At 69.5% G+C, this 15,339-nt stretch carries 16 protein-coding genes; 10 read left to right on the top strand and 6 right to left on the bottom strand.

The features are described from left to right. The first annotated feature begins 177 nt into the window (after positions 1 to 177). Both polA and O4N75_RS01485 read left to right on the top strand, forming a co-directional pair. Positions 178 to 3,042, top strand: coding sequence for a DNA polymerase I (gene polA / locus O4N75_RS01490; RefSeq protein WP_269627638.1), 2,865 nt, complete (start codon positions 178 to 180; stop codon positions 3,040 to 3,042). A gap of 10 nt (positions 3,043 to 3,052) precedes the next feature. Next, on the top strand, positions 3,053 to 3,703 hold the full coding sequence (locus O4N75_RS01485; RefSeq protein WP_269627636.1) for an HAD-IA family hydrolase: 651 nt from the start codon (positions 3,053 to 3,055) through the stop codon (positions 3,701 to 3,703). A 148-nt stretch (positions 3,704 to 3,851) separates the two neighbouring features. On the opposite strand, the gene O4N75_RS01480 is transcribed toward O4N75_RS01485, so the two are convergent. After that, positions 3,852 to 4,391 (bottom strand): hypothetical protein, encoded by a 540-nt coding sequence (locus tag O4N75_RS01480; RefSeq protein ID WP_269627635.1) that lies wholly within the window; start codon positions 4,389 to 4,391, stop codon positions 3,852 to 3,854. 7 nt (positions 4,392 to 4,398) lie between these two features. After that, entirely contained in the window at positions 4,399 to 5,301 is a 903-nt protein-coding gene (locus tag O4N75_RS01475) for a LysR family transcriptional regulator (protein ID WP_269627634.1), read from the bottom strand. 192 nt (positions 5,302 to 5,493) lie between these two features. Here O4N75_RS01475 and leuC point away from each other — a divergent pair, with 192 nt between their 5' ends. From leuC to leuB, 7 genes are read left to right on the top strand one after another with little or no spacing between them, the layout of a single operon-like run. Further along, positions 5,494 to 6,918 carry a 3-isopropylmalate dehydratase large subunit gene (gene leuC, locus O4N75_RS01470; RefSeq protein WP_269627633.1) on the top strand — a complete coding sequence of 475 codons (1,425 nt, stop codon included), beginning with the start codon at positions 5,494 to 5,496 and terminating at the stop codon, positions 6,916 to 6,918. Then, positions 6,918 to 7,637, top strand: a complete 720-nt coding sequence (locus O4N75_RS01465) for a hypothetical protein (RefSeq protein ID WP_269627632.1) — start codon at positions 6,918 to 6,920, stop codon at positions 7,635 to 7,637. Before leuC ends, O4N75_RS01465 begins: the two co-directional genes overlap by 1 nt. Continuing rightward, positions 7,634 to 8,485, top strand: a complete 852-nt coding sequence (locus O4N75_RS01460; RefSeq protein WP_269627631.1) for a VOC family protein — start codon at positions 7,634 to 7,636, stop codon at positions 8,483 to 8,485. Before O4N75_RS01465 ends, O4N75_RS01460 begins: the two co-directional genes overlap by 4 nt. After that, positions 8,482 to 9,405, top strand: coding sequence for a hypothetical protein (locus O4N75_RS01455; RefSeq protein WP_269627630.1), 924 nt, complete (start codon positions 8,482 to 8,484; stop codon positions 9,403 to 9,405). The genes O4N75_RS01460 and O4N75_RS01455 overlap by 4 nt, the downstream gene beginning before the upstream one ends. Beyond that, positions 9,405 to 10,016, top strand: coding sequence for a 3-isopropylmalate dehydratase small subunit (gene leuD / locus O4N75_RS01450; RefSeq protein ID WP_269627629.1), 612 nt, complete (start codon positions 9,405 to 9,407; stop codon positions 10,014 to 10,016). The genes O4N75_RS01455 and leuD overlap by 1 nt, the downstream gene beginning before the upstream one ends. Then, complete coding sequence (locus tag O4N75_RS01445; RefSeq protein WP_269627628.1) at positions 10,013 to 10,315, top strand: putative quinol monooxygenase; 303 nt, start codon at positions 10,013 to 10,015, stop codon at positions 10,313 to 10,315. Before leuD ends, O4N75_RS01445 begins: the two co-directional genes overlap by 4 nt. 27 nt (positions 10,316 to 10,342) lie before the next feature. Further along, a complete protein-coding gene (leuB, locus tag O4N75_RS01440) occupies positions 10,343 to 11,395 on the top strand; it encodes a 3-isopropylmalate dehydrogenase (protein WP_269627627.1) in 1,053 nt (350 codons plus the stop codon). Here leuB and O4N75_RS01435 read toward each other — a convergent pair. Beyond that, the gene (locus O4N75_RS01435) at positions 11,392 to 12,027 is read right to left on the bottom strand and encodes a DUF6134 family protein (protein WP_269627626.1); all 636 of its coding nucleotides are present in this window, start codon (positions 12,025 to 12,027) and stop codon (positions 11,392 to 11,394) included. The two genes, leuB and O4N75_RS01435, sit on opposite strands and share 4 nt — an antisense overlap. Positions 12,028 to 12,164: 137 nt before the next feature. Here O4N75_RS01435 and O4N75_RS01430 point away from each other — a divergent pair, with 137 nt between their 5' ends. Then, positions 12,165 to 12,494 carry a DUF6481 family protein gene (locus O4N75_RS01430; RefSeq protein ID WP_183772370.1) on the top strand — a complete coding sequence of 110 codons (330 nt, stop codon included), beginning with the start codon at positions 12,165 to 12,167 and terminating at the stop codon, positions 12,492 to 12,494. Positions 12,495 to 12,503: 9 nt separating this feature from the next. On the opposite strand, the gene O4N75_RS01425 is transcribed toward O4N75_RS01430, so the two are convergent. From O4N75_RS01425 to O4N75_RS01415, 3 genes are all read right to left on the bottom strand, one after another. Further along, a complete protein-coding gene (locus O4N75_RS01425) occupies positions 12,504 to 13,772 on the bottom strand; it encodes a sulfatase (protein WP_269627625.1) in 1,269 nt (422 codons plus the stop codon). 102 nt (positions 13,773 to 13,874) lie between these two features. Continuing rightward, positions 13,875 to 14,795, bottom strand: a complete 921-nt coding sequence (locus tag O4N75_RS01420) for a helix-turn-helix domain-containing GNAT family N-acetyltransferase (RefSeq protein WP_269627624.1) — start codon at positions 14,793 to 14,795, stop codon at positions 13,875 to 13,877. Between the two features lie 47 nt (positions 14,796 to 14,842). Further along, positions 14,843 to 15,286, bottom strand: coding sequence for a MarR family transcriptional regulator (locus O4N75_RS01415; RefSeq protein WP_269627623.1), 444 nt, complete (start codon positions 15,284 to 15,286; stop codon positions 14,843 to 14,845). Positions 15,287 to 15,339: the final 53 nt, after the last annotated feature.

Here is a 15,339-nt window from a genome sequence, read left to right as displayed (position 1 = left end):
TCATGATTGTATTGATTCGTCGTTACACTCAGATCATCGCGACATCGTCCGCATATTACTTGATCTGTACTTTACGCATTTTACGTAGAATGCATCGCCGCGGCCGCCGACGACGAACCTGCGCCGCCGCGCCACGCGGTGGATGACCTTCGCCCGCGTGCACCCTATGTTCCCGCCATGACCGACGCGCCCCTCGACGCCCCGACCCTCGCCGACATCCCCCGCCAGCCGACCCAGGACGGGCCGGCCGTGCGGCTCTACCTGGTCGACGGCTCCGGCTACATCTTCCGCGCCTATCACGCGCTGCCGCCGCTGACTCGCAAGAGCGACGGCCTGCCGATCGGGGCGATCAGCGGCTTCTGCAACATGCTCTGGAAGCTGCTGGTCGACATGAAGGCCCAGCCCGAGGCGCCGACCCATCTGGCGGTGATCTTCGACCACTCCGAGAAGACCTTCCGCACCAAGCTCTACGACCAGTACAAGGCCCACCGCCCGCCGCCGCCCGAGGATCTGGTCCCGCAGTTCCCGCTGATGCGCCGCGCCACCCGCGCCTTCGGCATCCCCAGCCTGGAGCTGCCCGGCTACGAGGCCGACGACCTGATCGCCGCCTACGCCTGCAAGGCGCGCGACGCCGGCGGCGAGGTGACGATCATCTCGTCCGACAAGGACCTCATGCAGCTGGTCGGCGACAAGGTGTCGATGCTCGACACCATGAAGAACGTGAAGATCGGCCGCGAGCAGGTGATCGAAAAGTTCGGGGTGCCGCCGGAAAAGGTCGTCGACGTCCAGGCGCTCTGCGGCGACAGCGTCGACAACGTCCCGGGCGCGCCCGGGATAGGGATCAAGACCGCCGCCTTGCTGATCAACGAGTACGGCGACCTCGACACGCTGCTGGCCCGCGCCGGCGAGATCAAGCAGCCCAAGCGCCGCGACACCCTGATCGCGTTCGCCGACCAGATCCGCCTCTCGCGTGAGCTGGTGCGGCTGGACTGCGAGACCCCGCTGCCCGAACCGATCGACGCCCTGGCGGTCGACGACCCCAATGCGGAGGAGCTGGCCGCCTTCCTTGAGGAGATGGAGTTCCGCAGCCTGGCCCGCCGCGTGGCCGGCGGCGGCGCGGCCGCCTCGGCGACGCTCGCCCCCACGCCCGCCGCCCGGCCGCCGGCCGCGCCGGCGGCCGCGGCGATCAACGTCAGCGAATATGTCTGCGTCCGCGACCTGCCGACCCTCGACGCCTGGATCGCGCGGGCCAGGACCGCCGGGGTCGTGGCCTTCGACACCGAGACCGACGCCCTGTCCTCGGCCAACGCCGCCCTCTGCGGCGTCTCGCTGGCCGTGGCTCCGGGCGAGGCTTGCTACATCCCGGTCGGCCACGAGAACGAGAGCACCGGCGGCCTGGAGTTCGAGGCCCCCGAGGCGATCGCGCAGCTGGAGCTGGACGCGGTGATCGCCCGCCTCAAGCCGCTCCTGGAAGACCCAGCCGTGCTCAAGGTCGCCCAGAACGCCAAGTATGACATCGCCGTCCTCGACCGGCACGGGATCAAGGTCGCGCCGATCGAAGACACCATGCTGATCAGCTACGCCCTTGAGGGCGGCCTGCACAAAAGCCACGGCATGGACGAGCTCTCCAAGCGCTGGCTGGAGCACGAGCCGATCAAGTTCTCGGCGGTCACCGGGACCGGCAAGTCGCAGAAGAGCTTCAAGCACGTGCCGCTGGAGCCGGCGACCAGCTACGCCGCCGAGGACGCCGACGTCACCCTGCGGCTCTATCAGCACCTGCGTCCGCGCCTCGCGCACGAGGGCCTGCTGACCGTCTACGAGACCCTGGAGCGCGGCATGCCGCCGGTGCTGGCGGCGATGGAGAACGAGGGGATCAAGGTCGACACCGAGACCCTGCGCAAGCTCTCCAACGACTTCTCGGTGCGGATGGGCGAGTTCGAGGCCGAGGCCCACCGGCTGGCTGGCCGCCCGTTCAACCTCGGCAGCCCCAAGCAGATCGGCGAGGTGCTGTACGGCGAGATGGGCCTGGCCTCCAAGCGGGTCACCGCCACCGGCGCGCAGGGCACCGACGCCTCGGTGCTGGAGGAGCTGGCCGCCCAGGGTCACGAGCTGCCGCGCGTGCTGCTCGACTGGCGCCAGCTGTCAAAGCTCAAGGGCACCTATACCGACAACCTGATCGCCGCGATCGCGCCCCGCACGGGCCGCGTCCACACCTCCTACGCCCTGGCCTCGACCACCACCGGGCGGCTGTCGTCCAACGACCCCAACCTTCAGAACATCCCGATCCGCACCGAAGAAGGCCGCAAGATCCGCAAGGCGTTCATCGCCGAGCCGGGCCATGTGCTGATCAGCGCCGACTACAGCCAGATCGAGCTGCGCATCCTCGCCCATGTCGGCGACATCCCGCAGCTGAAGAAGGCCTTCATGGAAGGCCACGACATTCACGCGGCCACCGCCTCGGAAATGTTCGGGGTGCCGATCGAGGGCATGCCGGCCGAAACCCGCCGCCGCGCCAAGGCGATCAACTTCGGCATCGTCTACGGCATCTCGGCCTTCGGCCTGGCCAACCAGCTGTCGATCCCCCAGGACGAGGCCGGGGCCTACATCAAGACCTACTTCGAGCGCTTCCCCGGCATCCGCGCCTATATGGACCGCACCAAGCAGGCGGCGCGGACCCAGGGCTTCGTGACCACCATCTTCGGCCGCAAGGTCCACATCCCGGCGGTCAACTCCAAGTCCCAGGCCGAGCGCGCCTTCGGCGACCGCGCGGCGATCAACGCTCCGATCCAGGGCGCGGCCGCCGACGTCATGCGCCGGGCGATGATCCGCATGCCGGGCGCGCTGAAGGCCGCCGGCCTGCAGGCGCGGATGCTGCTGCAGGTGCACGACGAACTGGTCTTCGAGGCGCCGGAAGCCGAAGCCGAAGCCACCATCGCCGTGGCCCGCAAGATCATGGAACGCGCGGCCGAACCAGCGGTCGCCTTGTCGGTGCCGCTGGTCGTCGAGGCCCGCGCCGCCGCCAACTGGGACGACGCGCACTAGGGCCGGCGCGGTGATCGACCTCGTCATCTTCGACTCCGACGGCGTCCTGGTCGACAGCGAGGCCATCGCCCTAGCGGTGATGGCCCAGGCCGCCACCGCCGCCGGCGCGCCCATGGACGCGGCCGAGGCGCTGGCCGTGTTCCGCGGCCTGAAGATCGCCGACTGCGTGGCCGAGATCGAACGCCGCGCCGGACGCTCGGCCCCTGCCGGCTTCATCGCCGAGGTCCGCGCCGCCACCGCCGCCGCCTTCGAGGCCGACTTGCGCGCGGTCGAGGGCGTGCACGAAGCCCTCGACGCCCTCGACGCGCCGATTTGCGTGGCCTCCAACGGCCCGATGGCCAAGCTCGACCAGACCCTGCGGCTGACCGGCCTGATGGCGCGCTTCGAGGGCCGGGTGTTCAGCGCTTATGAGGTCGGCGCCTGGAAGCCCGATCCCGGCCTCTTCCTGCACGCCGCCCGCGCCCTGCGCGCCGATCCGGCCCGCTGCGTAGTGGTCGAGGACTCGCTGGCCGGCGTCCAGGCCGCCACCGCTGCCGGCATGCGGGTGCTGGGCTACGCCCCGCCCAGCGCCGACACGGGGCCCGAGCTCGCCGACGCCGGCGCCGAACTCTTCACCGCCATGGCCCAGCTGCCGAGACTTCTAGGCGTCGGCAAAGTCTAAACTGTCATCCCGGCTTCGGCGCAGCCGAAGACCGGGACCCATGAACACCAGATCGATCAAAGTGCGGCTCGGCCGCGCCCCGCTTTCCAAAGCCCTGAGCGAATGGGTCCCGGACAAGCGCTTTGCGCTTTCCGGAGTGACCCCTTGCCTACCCCGCCGCCGCCATCACCCGCGCCACGCTCTCGTCCAGGCTCGGCGTCCCGGCGATCTCGACCACCGGGCAGGCGAGCCGCGCCAGCCAGGCCCGGTGCCGCTCCAGGCTGCGGCCGGGGAAGCCGGGCGTCTCATAGGCCTGCGCCCAGGCCAGGAACTCCAGGTGCGCGGCGTGCATCGCCCCGCCCGGCTCGATCGCCGCGCCGTAGCGCGCGCGCTCGCGCGCCATCAGCCGCTCCATACGCACCTCGTGCGGCACGTGCAGGAAGACCACCAGGTCGAAGCGCGGGACAAACACGTCGCCCCAGCCGATCAGCGAGCCGGAGATCACCCAGCCGTCCGCTCCCGCCAGCGCCGCCTCCATCAGCGCCACCCGCTCGGCCTCGGGGCGCTTGGCGGTGAACGGCGGGTCGGTCGCCTCCCAGAAGAAGCTGTCGGTGTCGAGGTGCGCGGCCTCCAGCCGCGCCGCCAGCGCCGTTCCCAGCGCGGTCGTGCCCGAGGACGAGGCCCCAACGATGTGGATGCGCGCCGGCATGGCGGTCCTATGCCCCGCGGCCTTCGGCGATGAACGCCTGGAACCCCGCCACCAGATGATCGAACATCAGCCGCATGCGCCGGTGGCCCTTGAGGTTCTCGTGCATGGCGATCCAGACCTCCAGCTCGAACCCGAAGGCGTTGCTCAGCAGCGGCGTGAGGCCGTAGCGGCGGGCGATCTGGTGCTGGCAGGCCCCGACCCCGACCCCGGCGCGGATCGCGGCGATCTGCGCCAGGTCGTTGTCCGAGCGGAAGGCGAACAGCTCGCGGCTGACCGCCCAGGGCAGCTCCAGGTCGGCCAGGGCCTGCAGCGCCGGAGTCTCGCGGTCGAACCCGACCACTGTGTGCGCGGTCAGCTCCTCCAGGGTCTGCGGCGCGCCGAAGCAGGCGATGTAGTCGGGCGAAGCATAGAACCCGACCCCGATCGTCCCGACCTTGCGGGCCACCAGCGCCCCCTGGGTCGGCCGGACCATGCGCACGGCGATGTCGGCGTCGCGGCGCGAGAGGTCCTCGGCCCGGTTCGACAGCACCAGCTCGAGGTCGATCTCCGGGTGCTCGCGGCGGAACGCGCCGAGGATCGGCGGCAGCACCTCGGCGCCCATGATCTGGCTGGCGGTGATGCGGATCGCGCCCTTGAGCTGTTCGGCCGACCCGGAGGCGTCGCGCAGCGCCGCAGCGGCCGCAGCGTGCATCTCGGCCAGGTGGCTTTCCAGCTGCCGGGCGAGGTCGGTGGGGGTGAGGCCGCGGGGCGAGCGCAGGAACAGCGGCGCGCCCAGCTTCTGCTCCAGCGCCTCGATGTGGCGGCCCAGGGTCGGCTGGGTCAGGCCACGGGCCTTCGCCGCCGCCGACAGGCTGCCGGCCTGGAGCACGGCATGCAGGCTCTGGAACAGATCCCAATCGGCGTTCGCCATGCGCTTATGAATAGCCGATCTGCAAAATTCGGCAAATGCAGGCGGGCGCGTCCGCCTCGGCAAGACGCAGGCGCATGGCGACAAGTCAAAGCCGGCTGAAGCGGCCGTCGCGCTCCGACTTGGAAGCAGAAGTCCTTTTTTTATCCGGTTCAGGTGTTCCCACCTGAACCGGAAAGGGTCTAGATGCCGGCCATGGTTGGAAAGACGCTTTACGATAAGATCTGGGACGCTCACGTCGTCGAGGAACAAGACGGCGAGACGATCCTCTATATCGACCTGCACCTCATCCACGAGGTCACCACGCCGCAGGCCTTCGCCGGCCTTCGCGCCAATCATCGGCCGGTGCGCCGTCCGGACCGCACGCTCGCGGTCGCCGACCACAACATCCCGACCGAGGGCCAGGCCAAGGGCGTCGCCGCCGTGGCCGACGACGAGGCGCGCCTGCAGCTGCAGACGCTCGAGCGCAACGTCAAGGACAACGGCATCGAGTTCTTCCCGATGGGCGACGTGCGCAACGGCATCGTCCACGTGGTCGGCCCCGAGCAGGGCCGCACGCAGCCGGGCATGACCATCGTCTGCGGCGACAGCCACACCTCGACCCACGGCGCGTTCGGCGCCCTGGCGCACGGCATCGGCACCTCGGAAGTCGAGCACGTGCTGGCCACCCAGACGCTTCGCCAGAAGAAGGCGAAGAACATGCGCGTCACCGTCGACGGGACCCTGGCGCCCGGCGTCGGGGCCAAGGACATCGCGCTGGCCATCATCGGCGAGATCGGCACCGCCGGCGGCACCGGCTACGTCATCGAGTATGCGGGCGAGGCGATCCGCGCCCTGTCGATGGAAGGCCGCATGACCCTGTGCAACCTGACCATCGAGGGCGGCGCCCGCGCCGGCCTGGTCGCGCCCGACCAGACGACCTTCGACTACATGGCCGGCCGGCCGGCCGCGCCGAAGGGCGGGGCCTGGGAAATGGCCATGGGCTACTGGAAGACGCTGTTCACCGACGCGGACGCGACGTTCGACCGCGAGGTGGTCATCGACGGCGGCCAGATCGCCCCGCTCGTCACCTGGGGCACGTCGCCTGAGGACGTCATCGCCGTCACCGACGTCGCGCCGGATCCGGACAGCTTCGCGACCCCGGACAAGCGCGCCTCGGCCGCCCGCGCCCTCGAATATATGGGCCTGGCCGCCGGCCAGCCGATTCAGGACGCCAAGATCGACGTCGTGTTCATCGGCTCGTGCACCAACAGCCGCATCGAGGACCTGCGCGAGGCGGCCAAGGTCGTCCAGCACGCCTTCGTCCACGGCCGGATCGTCGCCGACCACGTCCGGGCCATGGTCGTTCCGGGCTCCGGCCTGGTGAAGGCCCAGGCCGAGGAAGAAGGGCTCGACGCCATCTTCAAGGCCGCCGGCTTCGACTGGCGTGAGCCGGGCTGTTCGATGTGCCTGGGCATGAACCCTGACCGGCTCACCCCCGGCCAGCGTTGCGCCTCGACCTCCAACCGCAATTTCGAGGGCCGGCAAGGCCGCGGCGGGCGGACCCACTTGATGAGCCCGGCCATGGCCGCCGCCGCCGCCATCGCCGGCCACATCGCCGACGTCAGGGATTTCATGTGATGATGAGCGCCCGCACCAGCTTTCTCGTCTGGTGGGGGCTTCCCATCCTTTGCGCCGGCCTCGGCGCCATGGCCGCCGCCTTCCTCGGCGAGGGCGGCATGTTCGGCCGCGGCCCGGGCCAGATCGGACCGCTGATGCTGGTCGGCGGCTACATCCTGGTCGTCGGACTGCTGGCGGTGGTGTTCCGCATGCGCCAGAACCTCGCCGCCTTCGAGGACCGCGACCGCTTCGACAAGCCGGTCGAGGTGGCGATGGTCGCGCTCTGCGCGCCGATCCTGGCCGCTGGCATCTGGCTGATCGCCGCCGGCCTGCGCGCCGATCTCGGCCCCACCCGCACCGTCGCCGGCCAGCTCGAACACATCGACAAGGTCGGGGCCTTCGGCCGCAGCTTCGGGATCAATCTCGGAACCACGGCCAGCCCGCTGATCCTGCCCTGCCGCATCGACCGCAACTGCGGCAGCCCGTTCCCGCTGATCCGCCTCGAGCGGGGCGCACATCTTGAGGTCGAGGTGCTGAACGGCAAGGTGCTCGGCCTGCGCGCCGACGGCCGCCAGCTGGTCGATCCCGCCGTCCAGCGCCGCTGGCGCGTCGGCTTCGGCGCGGCCGGCCTGGCGCTGCTGCTCGCCTATGGCGCAGCCTTCGTGGTCGCCTCGTTGCGGCTGCTGTTCGACCCGGGCGAACCGGAACCCGAGGCTCCCACCTACTGGACCACGCCGTGATCTCTGGACTCGACCACATCGCCCTGGCGGTCCGCGATCTGCCGGCCGCCATCGACGGTTACACCCGCCTGCTCGGCGTCGCCCCCAACTGGGTCGGCGGCGACGGCGGGGCTCGGCACGCCTGGTTCCAGCTGCCCAACATGGCGCTCGACGTCATCGCCCCGCACGGCGAGGGCGCGTTCGGCGACACCATCCGCGCCCATCTCGACGCCCACGGCGAGGGGATCTGGGCGATCGCCTTCACCACCCCGGACATCGACGCGGCCCAGACCCTGCTGGCCCGCCGCGGGATCGCCGGCTCGCCGCCGCGTTCGACGCGCTCGACCCACGACGACGGCCGCAAGCGCTACTGGACGACCAGCACCCTGGACGCCGCCGCGGTGGGCGGGATCAACATCCTGCTCACCGCCCCGCCGCGCGACGGGGTCGCCTGGCCGCTGTCGGAGCCGACCGGCGAGGCGCCGATCGCCCAACTCGACCACGTGGTGATCTACACCCCCAACCCGGACCGGGCGCTGGGCGTCTACGGCGCCAAGCTCGGGCTCGACCTGCGCCTCGACCGCTCCAACCCCGATTGGAAGGTTCGGCAGCTATTCTTCCGCTGCGCCGATAGCGTCGTGGAGTTCGCCACGCGCCTCGATCGGCAGGTAACCGACGCGCCCGACAGCTTCGGAGGCCTTGCCTGGCAAGTGGTCGACATCGACGCCGCCCAGGCCCGCATCGCTTCGGCAGGTTTCGACGTCTCCGAGGTGAAAACCGGCCGAAAGCCCGGCACTCGCGTCTGCACGATACGATCAGGAGTTGCGTCCGCCCCGACCCTCCTCATCTCGCAGGGCGCCCGCCCGTGAGGCCGGCCGCGGCCGTGCTGGCGGCTGCCATCGCAGCCCCCGCAGCAGCGCAGGACCTCCCGATCGTCCTGCCCGACCGAGCGACATGGACGATGACGGTCGAGCGCACCAGCGAGCGCAACCGCCCCAACACCGCGGCGCAGATCGCGCGCAGCGTCAGCACCAGCGACGTCGACTGGACGGCCGACGGCGACGGCGGCGTGATCACCCTGCGCGTCCGCTCGGCGCAGCTCGACGGAACCAACGCCGCCGCCTTCGATACGAACGCCCTGCTGGACCAGCCTGTGGTGCTGGAGGTGGAGCCGTCGCTCGCGCCGACGAAAGTCCGCAATTGGCCGCAGGTGCGGACACTGCTCGAGCAGACCATAGACAAGGCCGTGGCCGAGCCGGCCGCGGCCTTGACCGCCAAGAAGATCTTCAGCGACCTGTCGCCGGAGCAGGCCGCGCAGGTCGTTTCGCGCGAATGGTCGCTAGCGACGCTGTCGCAGGGGACGGCGCTGAAGCTCGGCCATCCAGTGGACTACGAAGACGCCCTCCCCAACCCGCTCGGAGGCCCGCCCATCAAATCTGTGGGGACTTTCGAGCTACAGGCCTATGACGCCGCCGCCGGCCGTGCGGTGATCGAGTGGAAGCAAGCTTTCGATCCCCAGTCGGCGAGCGCAAGCGTGGGCCAGGCGCTCAGCGCCATGATGGCCCGTCTGGCGCCCGACAAGGCCAAGGAAGTTCAGGCGGCGTTCGCAAGCATGCAGATCAATCGCGAAGACGCTTGCCGCCACGAGATCGACATTCCCACCGGCCTTGCCCTAAAGGTCGTCTGCACCAGCGCCATGACCACCAGCGCCAAGGGCCAGACCGCGACAAACCTCGACCGCTGGACGATCACCCAGACCCGTCCGCAGCCCTCTGCTAAGATAAACTGATGCAAGCTTTCACCCGCCTCGACGCCAAGATCGCCCCGCTGCCGCTGGCGAACATCGACACCGACCAGATCATTCCCAAGCAGTTCCTCAAGACTGTGGAGCGCGAGGGTCTGGGCCGCGGCCTGTTCTACGACTTCCGCTTCGACGAAAACGGCAAGGAAAAGAACGACTTCGTTCTGAACCGCCCGGAGTACAAAGGCGCCGGCGTGCTGGTCGCCGGCGACAATTTCGGCTGCGGTTCCTCGCGCGAGCACGCCCCCTGGGCGCTGATGGATTTCGGGATCAGCTGCGTGATCTCGACCAGCTTCGCGGACATTTTCTATAACAACTGCTTCCAGAACGGCCTGCTGCCGGTGGTCCTGAAACCCGAGGAAGTTCAGGACCTTATGGAAGAGGCCAAGGGCGGCAACCACATGGTCACGGTCGATCTTGCGGCCCAGACCGTGGTCTCGCCGTCGGGCAAGACCTTCAGCTTCCAGATCGACCCGTCCCGCAAGGAAAAGATGCTCAACGGCCTCGACGCCATCGGCGAGACTCTGCAGGCCGCGCCGTCGATCGACGTCTTCGAAGGCAAGCGGGCCATCAGCCAGCCCTGGCTGGAGCGGGCGTGAGCCTGATCATCGCCGGCACGGTGCGGGTGCCGCCGGAGGTTCTGAACGACTTCCGGCCGCACATGCGCGCCATGCTGGACGCCAGCCGCGCCGAGGACGGCTGCCTCGAATATTCCTACGCCGAGGACGTGCTCGATCCCGGCCTGATCCGGGTGTTCGAGGCCTGGCGCGACCAGGCCGCGCTCGACGCCCACTTCAAAACGCCGCACATGGCGACCTGGCGCAGCCATTGGCCCGCCTTCGGGGTTTCCGATCGCCGGCTCTTCGCCTACGAGATCGCCTCCGAACGCCAGCTCTAGGCGCGTGACTTTTACGGGGGTTCCCACATGACCGACCTGCTCCTCCTGCCCGGCGACGGCATCGGCCCGGAAGTGACCGCGCAGGTCCGCCGCGTGGCCGAGGCCCTGACCCCGGATCTCGCCATCGAGGAGCGGCTGTTCGGCGGCGCCAGCTACGACGCCCACGGCCTGCCGCTGACCGACGAGACCCTGGCCGCCGCCAAGGCGTCGAAGGCCGTGCTGATGGGCGCGGTCGGCGGTCCCAAGTGGGTCGGCGCCCCGCGCGACAAGCGCCCCGAGGCGGGCCTGCTGAACCTGCGCGCCGGCATGGAAGTGTTCGCCAACCTGCGCCCGGCCCTGTGCTTCAACGCCCTGGCCGACGCCTCCAGCCTCAAGCGCGAGCTGGTCGAAGGCCTCGACTTCATGATCGTCCGCGAGCTGACCGGCGGCATCTATTTCGGCTCGCCGCGCTTCATCGAGGAGCTGCCGGAGGGCGGCAAGCGCGCCGTCGACACCCAGGTCTACACCACCGCCGAGATCGAGCGCGTGGCCCGCGTCGCCTTCGAGCTGGCCCGCGGCCGCCGCAACAAAGTCCACTCGGCCGAGAAGTCCAACGTCATGGATAGCGGCCTGCTGTGGCGCGAGGTCGTCTCCGACCTGCACAAGCGCGAGTATGCCGACGTCGAGCTCGAGCACATCCTGGCCGACAACGCGGCCATGCAGATCGTCAAGAATCCCAAGCAGTTCGACGTCATGGTCACCGACAACCTGTTCGGCGACATCCTCTCGGACGCCGCGGCTCAGTTGACCGGCTCGCTCGGCATGCTGCCCTCGGCCGCCCTGGGCGCGCCCGGCAAGCCCGGCCTCTATGAGCCGATCCACGGGTCGGCCCCGGACATCGCCGGCCAGAACCTGGCCAACCCGCTGGCCGCGATCCTGTCGCTGGAGATGGCCCTGCGCTGGTCGCTGGACCGCGCCGAGGCGGCCGACAAGCTCTACGCCGCCGTGGTCAAGGCGCTGGAGGGCGGGGCCCGCACCCGCGACCTGGGCGGTTCGCTCTCGACCGTGCAGATGGGCGACGCGGTGCTCGCGGCGCTCTAGAGCCGCCGGTACTCCATGATCGAGCCGTCCGTGAGACGACCACGCAGGGCGGCCCAGGCGCCGCCCTGATCGTACCAGTTGTCGATCTGGCTCTCGCCGCGCAGGCTCCAGCGGGTGGCGGAGATGAGCTCGCCACTGGCCAGCCTGACCTGCTCGACGCCCGCCCGCCGGGCCGTCAGCCGCAGGAGCTTGCCCTCCTGCGGGTTGAACAGCGGACTGCCCAACGTAGCGGCTTTCCAGTGGGTCAGCGGCACTGCGTTCGCGGGGGCCTTGACCAGCCCGCCCGCGCTTTCGATCACCACCGCGTCAGCGCCGCGCCGCGCCTCCACCCGTTGCAGCTTGCCGTTGCCGTCGGTGGTCGTCTCGAGACTGGAAAAGCGGCCGCCGCGCCAGCGCTCCAGCGCCCGGTGGGTGTAACGATAGACTGGAACCGGCCCGAGCTTGACCACCAGCGACACCTCCGTGCGGACCGCGACATCGTCGGCGGCGCCGGAAAAGCTCATCTCATGTTCGCCGACCCGAACCCCGTTCCGGAACGCCGCGAAGGCAAGCTTATCCGCCGCCACGGCCCGCGGCGCGCCGAACAACGCAACGCCCATCGCCACAACGGTTCTGCGCGAAATCGAGTCCATGGCGGCTCTCCCGGGACCAGCGCTGGCGCGCCTCTCCGACAGATACGTGCATCCGCGCCACACGGATGCGCCGCGGCGAACAAACGCACCATCTCCCGATTGCATTTTCCCGCGATTTGGGAGATGGGGACGCCCGCATGAGTTATCTTAAGAACAGCACTTTCCAAGACCGCGCGACTGCGTCCCTCGAAGCCAAGAAGGCCCTCCTGGCCAAGATGAAGGTGAAACCCACCGTCACGGCCGAACCGGGCACAGACCGCGCCACCATCAAAGCCAACGAACTGGCCGAGCTCCGCGCCAAGCGCGAGATCGAGCGCGCCGAACGTCGACGCGTTCAGGCCGAGCAGGACGCGCTCAAGCGCGAGATCGAGGCGTTCAACGCCGAGACCGCCGAGCTGGAGCTGCGCGCCGCCCAGAAGGCCGCGCGCGACGCCCGCTACGCCGCGCGCAAGCAACGCCGCAAATAGACTGATCCGTCAGTCGGGGTGGTCGGCCGCCGAGGCCGGCGCCACGTGCGGCGGGAACGCGTCCGCCATCGGTTCGTACTTGGCTCTGGCCCTCTCCAGCCGCGCGCGCATGTCCGCCGCGGCGTCCGGAAAGTTGCGCGCTACGCTGTAGTTCTCGCCCGGGTCGATATCCATGTCGAACAGCAGCGGATAACCGTCCAGCGGGATGTCGTAGGTCCGGTAGTAGGACCGCGCCACGTACTTCCAGCGGGGCGTGCGCACCGCCGCGACCTTGGCGTTGTCGAACAGCACGATCTCTTCGTGCGGCGAGGCCGCGCCATCCTTCAGCACGCCCGACAGGTCAGCGCCGTCGAGTTCGCGGTCGGCGACCGCCGGCCGGCCAGCCATGGCGCAGAGCGTCGGCAGCAGGTCGAGATTGCTGGCCAGCGCGTCGCTGACCGCGCCGGCCGGCAGCGTCCCCGGCTGGCGGGCGATGAACGGCACCCGGAAGCCGCCGTCCCAGGCCGAGCCGCCCTTGCGATCGCGGAACGGGCCGGACGAGCCCTCGAACCACGGCCCGTTGTCCGAGGTGAAGACCACCATGGTGTCCTCGTCGAGGCCCAGCGCCTTCAGCCTGTCCAGCAGCCGCCCGACATTGAGGTCGATCTCCTCGACCACCTCGCCATAGGCGCCGCCGGGCGAGCCGGTCAGGTCGTCGGGGTTCGGCTTCAGCGGGATGTGCGGCGCGGTCAGCGCCAGCAGCACGAAGAACGGCTTGTCCTGGTTCTGCTCGGCGAAGGCGATGGTCTGCGCGAAGAACCATTCCGTCAGCTTGGCGAAGTCCGCCTTGCTCTCGGTCATCGGCGAGGTGGCGCTGTCGTAAAGCGCCAGCGGCTTCATGTCGTGGCTGTAGGGCAGGCCGTAAAAGCGGTCGAACCCATAGACCATCGGCGGCCAGTGCGGCGCCACATGGCCCAGGTGCCACTTGCCGATCAGGGCGCTGGCGTAGTCCTCGCCCAACGCCTTGGGGATGGTCAGGGCGTCCGGGGGCAGGCCGGTGGTGTCAGCCGGCTGGATGACCTCGTGCGCCAGGCCGTTGCGGATCGCGTACTGACCGGTCAGCAGGCCGGCCCGCGAGGGCGTGCAGACATTGGCCGAGGCGTAGAAGTCGGTCAGTCGGACCCCTTCGGCCGCCATGCGGTCCAGGTGCGGTGTGCGGATCACCTTGCCGCCGTCGCAGCCGAGGTCGCCATAGCCGAGATCGTCGGCGAGAATGACAATGAAGTTGGGTTTACGCATGGCGCGCACTCTAGGCTCGCCGGGAGCGTTGTCACCCCAGAGCATCTTGTTGGCCGAAGCGGATAGACGCCTCCGCGAACAAAATGCTCCGAGCTCAAGAGTCTAGAGCTTCAGGACCCAGGTCTCGCTGATCAGGCCCTTGGCGATCAGGTCGTCGGGATGGCTCTCCACCAGCTGAAATCCGGCGCCGGCATAGACCGCGCGCGCCGCAGTCAGGATGCTCTGGGTCCACAGGGTGATCTCGCGGTAACCGGTCTTGCGGGCGAAGGCGACGCACTCGGCGACCAGCCGCTTGCCGAGCCCCAGACCCCGCGCCGACGGCTCGATCAGCAGCAGGCGCAGCTTGGCCTGCCCTTCGGCCTCGCCCTTCACCAGCGCGATGCAGCCAAGCGGCTCGCCGTCGCGCTCGGCGATCCAGCAGCGTTCGCGCTTCGGATCGAACGCGTCGATGAAATCGGCGGCGATGCGCGCCACCAGAGCCTCGAACCGCTCATCCCAGCCGTACTCGCGCGCATAGAGCGCCCCATGGCGGTGGACGATCCAGCCCATGTCGCCGGGGCGATGGCCACGCAGCACGATCTTTCCCGCGGCCGCCCCCTCGAGCAGGTGCTCGATCTCGGCCATGGCCCGGGTGAGCTTGGTCTTCTGGACGCTGCTCAGCGGGCCCAGCATCCCCTCCACCGCGCCCTGGGCCAAGCCGAGCCAGCGATTGTAGGCGTGAATGCCGTCCGAGGTCAGCCATACCGAGACGCTGCGCCGGTCGCTCGCCGAGGTCTGGCGGGTCAGCAGGGCCTCGGTTTCGAAGCGCTTGAGCACGCGGCTGAGATAGCCGTTGTCCATGCCTGTCCGCGTCGCCAGCAGCTTGGGCGTGATCCCGTCGGGCGCCTGGGCGACCTCGTACAGCACCCGCATCTCAGCCAGGGTGTAGGGCGACCCGAGGTGCGCCTCGTCCAGCGCGCCGATGCGCCGGGTGTAGAAGCGGTTGAAGCGCCGGACGGCGGCGACGGGGTCCCTGGGCAGCATGGAAACTCCTCCCGGGACAAGGGAATACGGTTAGTTGACGGAGTCAACTAACGCGTTTTCGCCCCCATGCGCCGGGTCATCAGGCCCAGCAGCTCGGTCGCCACCGCCAGCCAGGCGGGGGTCAGCCCCTCCGACAGGCCCTGGGCCCACAGCGCCTTGCGCTGCAAGGCCTCGCCATAGGCCGCCCGCCCGGCCGGCGTGAGTTGCAACAGGCGGGCGCGGCGGTGCTCAGGGTTCTCCAGCCACTCGGCTAGACCCAGCTCGGCGAGATCATCAGCCACCCGCTGCACCGCCTGGCGGGTCAGCCCCAGGCTGCGGGCGATCTGCGGCGCGGTCCGGGTCGCGTCCGGCGCCAGCACCGCGGCGATCCGCATCCGCGCGCCTGTGAAACCGGTGTCGGCCAGCATCCTGTCCTCGAGCTGGGCGAAGCGTTCGGCGGCGCTGCCCACAGCGTCGACCAGGCGCAGGACGGCGTCGGCGGATGCTTCCATGACAGCAGATTGCTATTTTGACAGCATACTGTCAAATGTGAGCCATTGCCGCG

Origin of the sequence: Phenylobacterium sp. NIBR 498073 (assembly GCF_027286305.1) — a bacterium.
Lineage (GTDB): Bacteria > Pseudomonadota > Alphaproteobacteria > Caulobacterales > Caulobacteraceae > Phenylobacterium.
Note: the sequence above shows the minus strand (reverse complement) of the source record. Positions and strands in the feature narration are given on the sequence as shown.

Coding starts and splice junctions, on each gene's coding strand:
- polA (WP_269627638.1), top strand. CDS start 178: ATGACCGACGCGCCCCTCGACGCCCCGACCCTCGCCGACATCCCCCGC.
- O4N75_RS01480 (WP_269627635.1), bottom strand. CDS start 4,391: ATGCCGGCGCGCATCCACATCGTTGGGGCCTCGTCCTCGGGCACGACC.
- O4N75_RS01475 (WP_269627634.1), bottom strand. CDS start 5,301: ATGGCGAACGCCGATTGGGATCTGTTCCAGAGCCTGCATGCCGTGCTC.
- leuC (WP_269627633.1), top strand. CDS start 5,494: ATGGTTGGAAAGACGCTTTACGATAAGATCTGGGACGCTCACGTCGTC.
- O4N75_RS01465 (WP_269627632.1), top strand. CDS start 6,918: ATGATGAGCGCCCGCACCAGCTTTCTCGTCTGGTGGGGGCTTCCCATC.
- leuD (WP_269627629.1), top strand. CDS start 9,405: ATGCAAGCTTTCACCCGCCTCGACGCCAAGATCGCCCCGCTGCCGCTG.
- leuB (WP_269627627.1), top strand. CDS start 10,343: ATGACCGACCTGCTCCTCCTGCCCGGCGACGGCATCGGCCCGGAAGTG.
- O4N75_RS01435 (WP_269627626.1), bottom strand. CDS start 12,027: ATGGACTCGATTTCGCGCAGAACCGTTGTGGCGATGGGCGTTGCGTTG.
- O4N75_RS01430 (WP_183772370.1), top strand. CDS start 12,165: ATGAGTTATCTTAAGAACAGCACTTTCCAAGACCGCGCGACTGCGTCC.
- O4N75_RS01425 (WP_269627625.1), bottom strand. CDS start 13,772: ATGCGTAAACCCAACTTCATTGTCATTCTCGCCGACGATCTCGGCTAT.
- O4N75_RS01420 (WP_269627624.1), bottom strand. CDS start 14,795: ATGCTGCCCAGGGACCCCGTCGCCGCCGTCCGGCGCTTCAACCGCTTC.
- O4N75_RS01415 (WP_269627623.1), bottom strand. CDS start 15,286: ATGGAAGCATCCGCCGACGCCGTCCTGCGCCTGGTCGACGCTGTGGGC.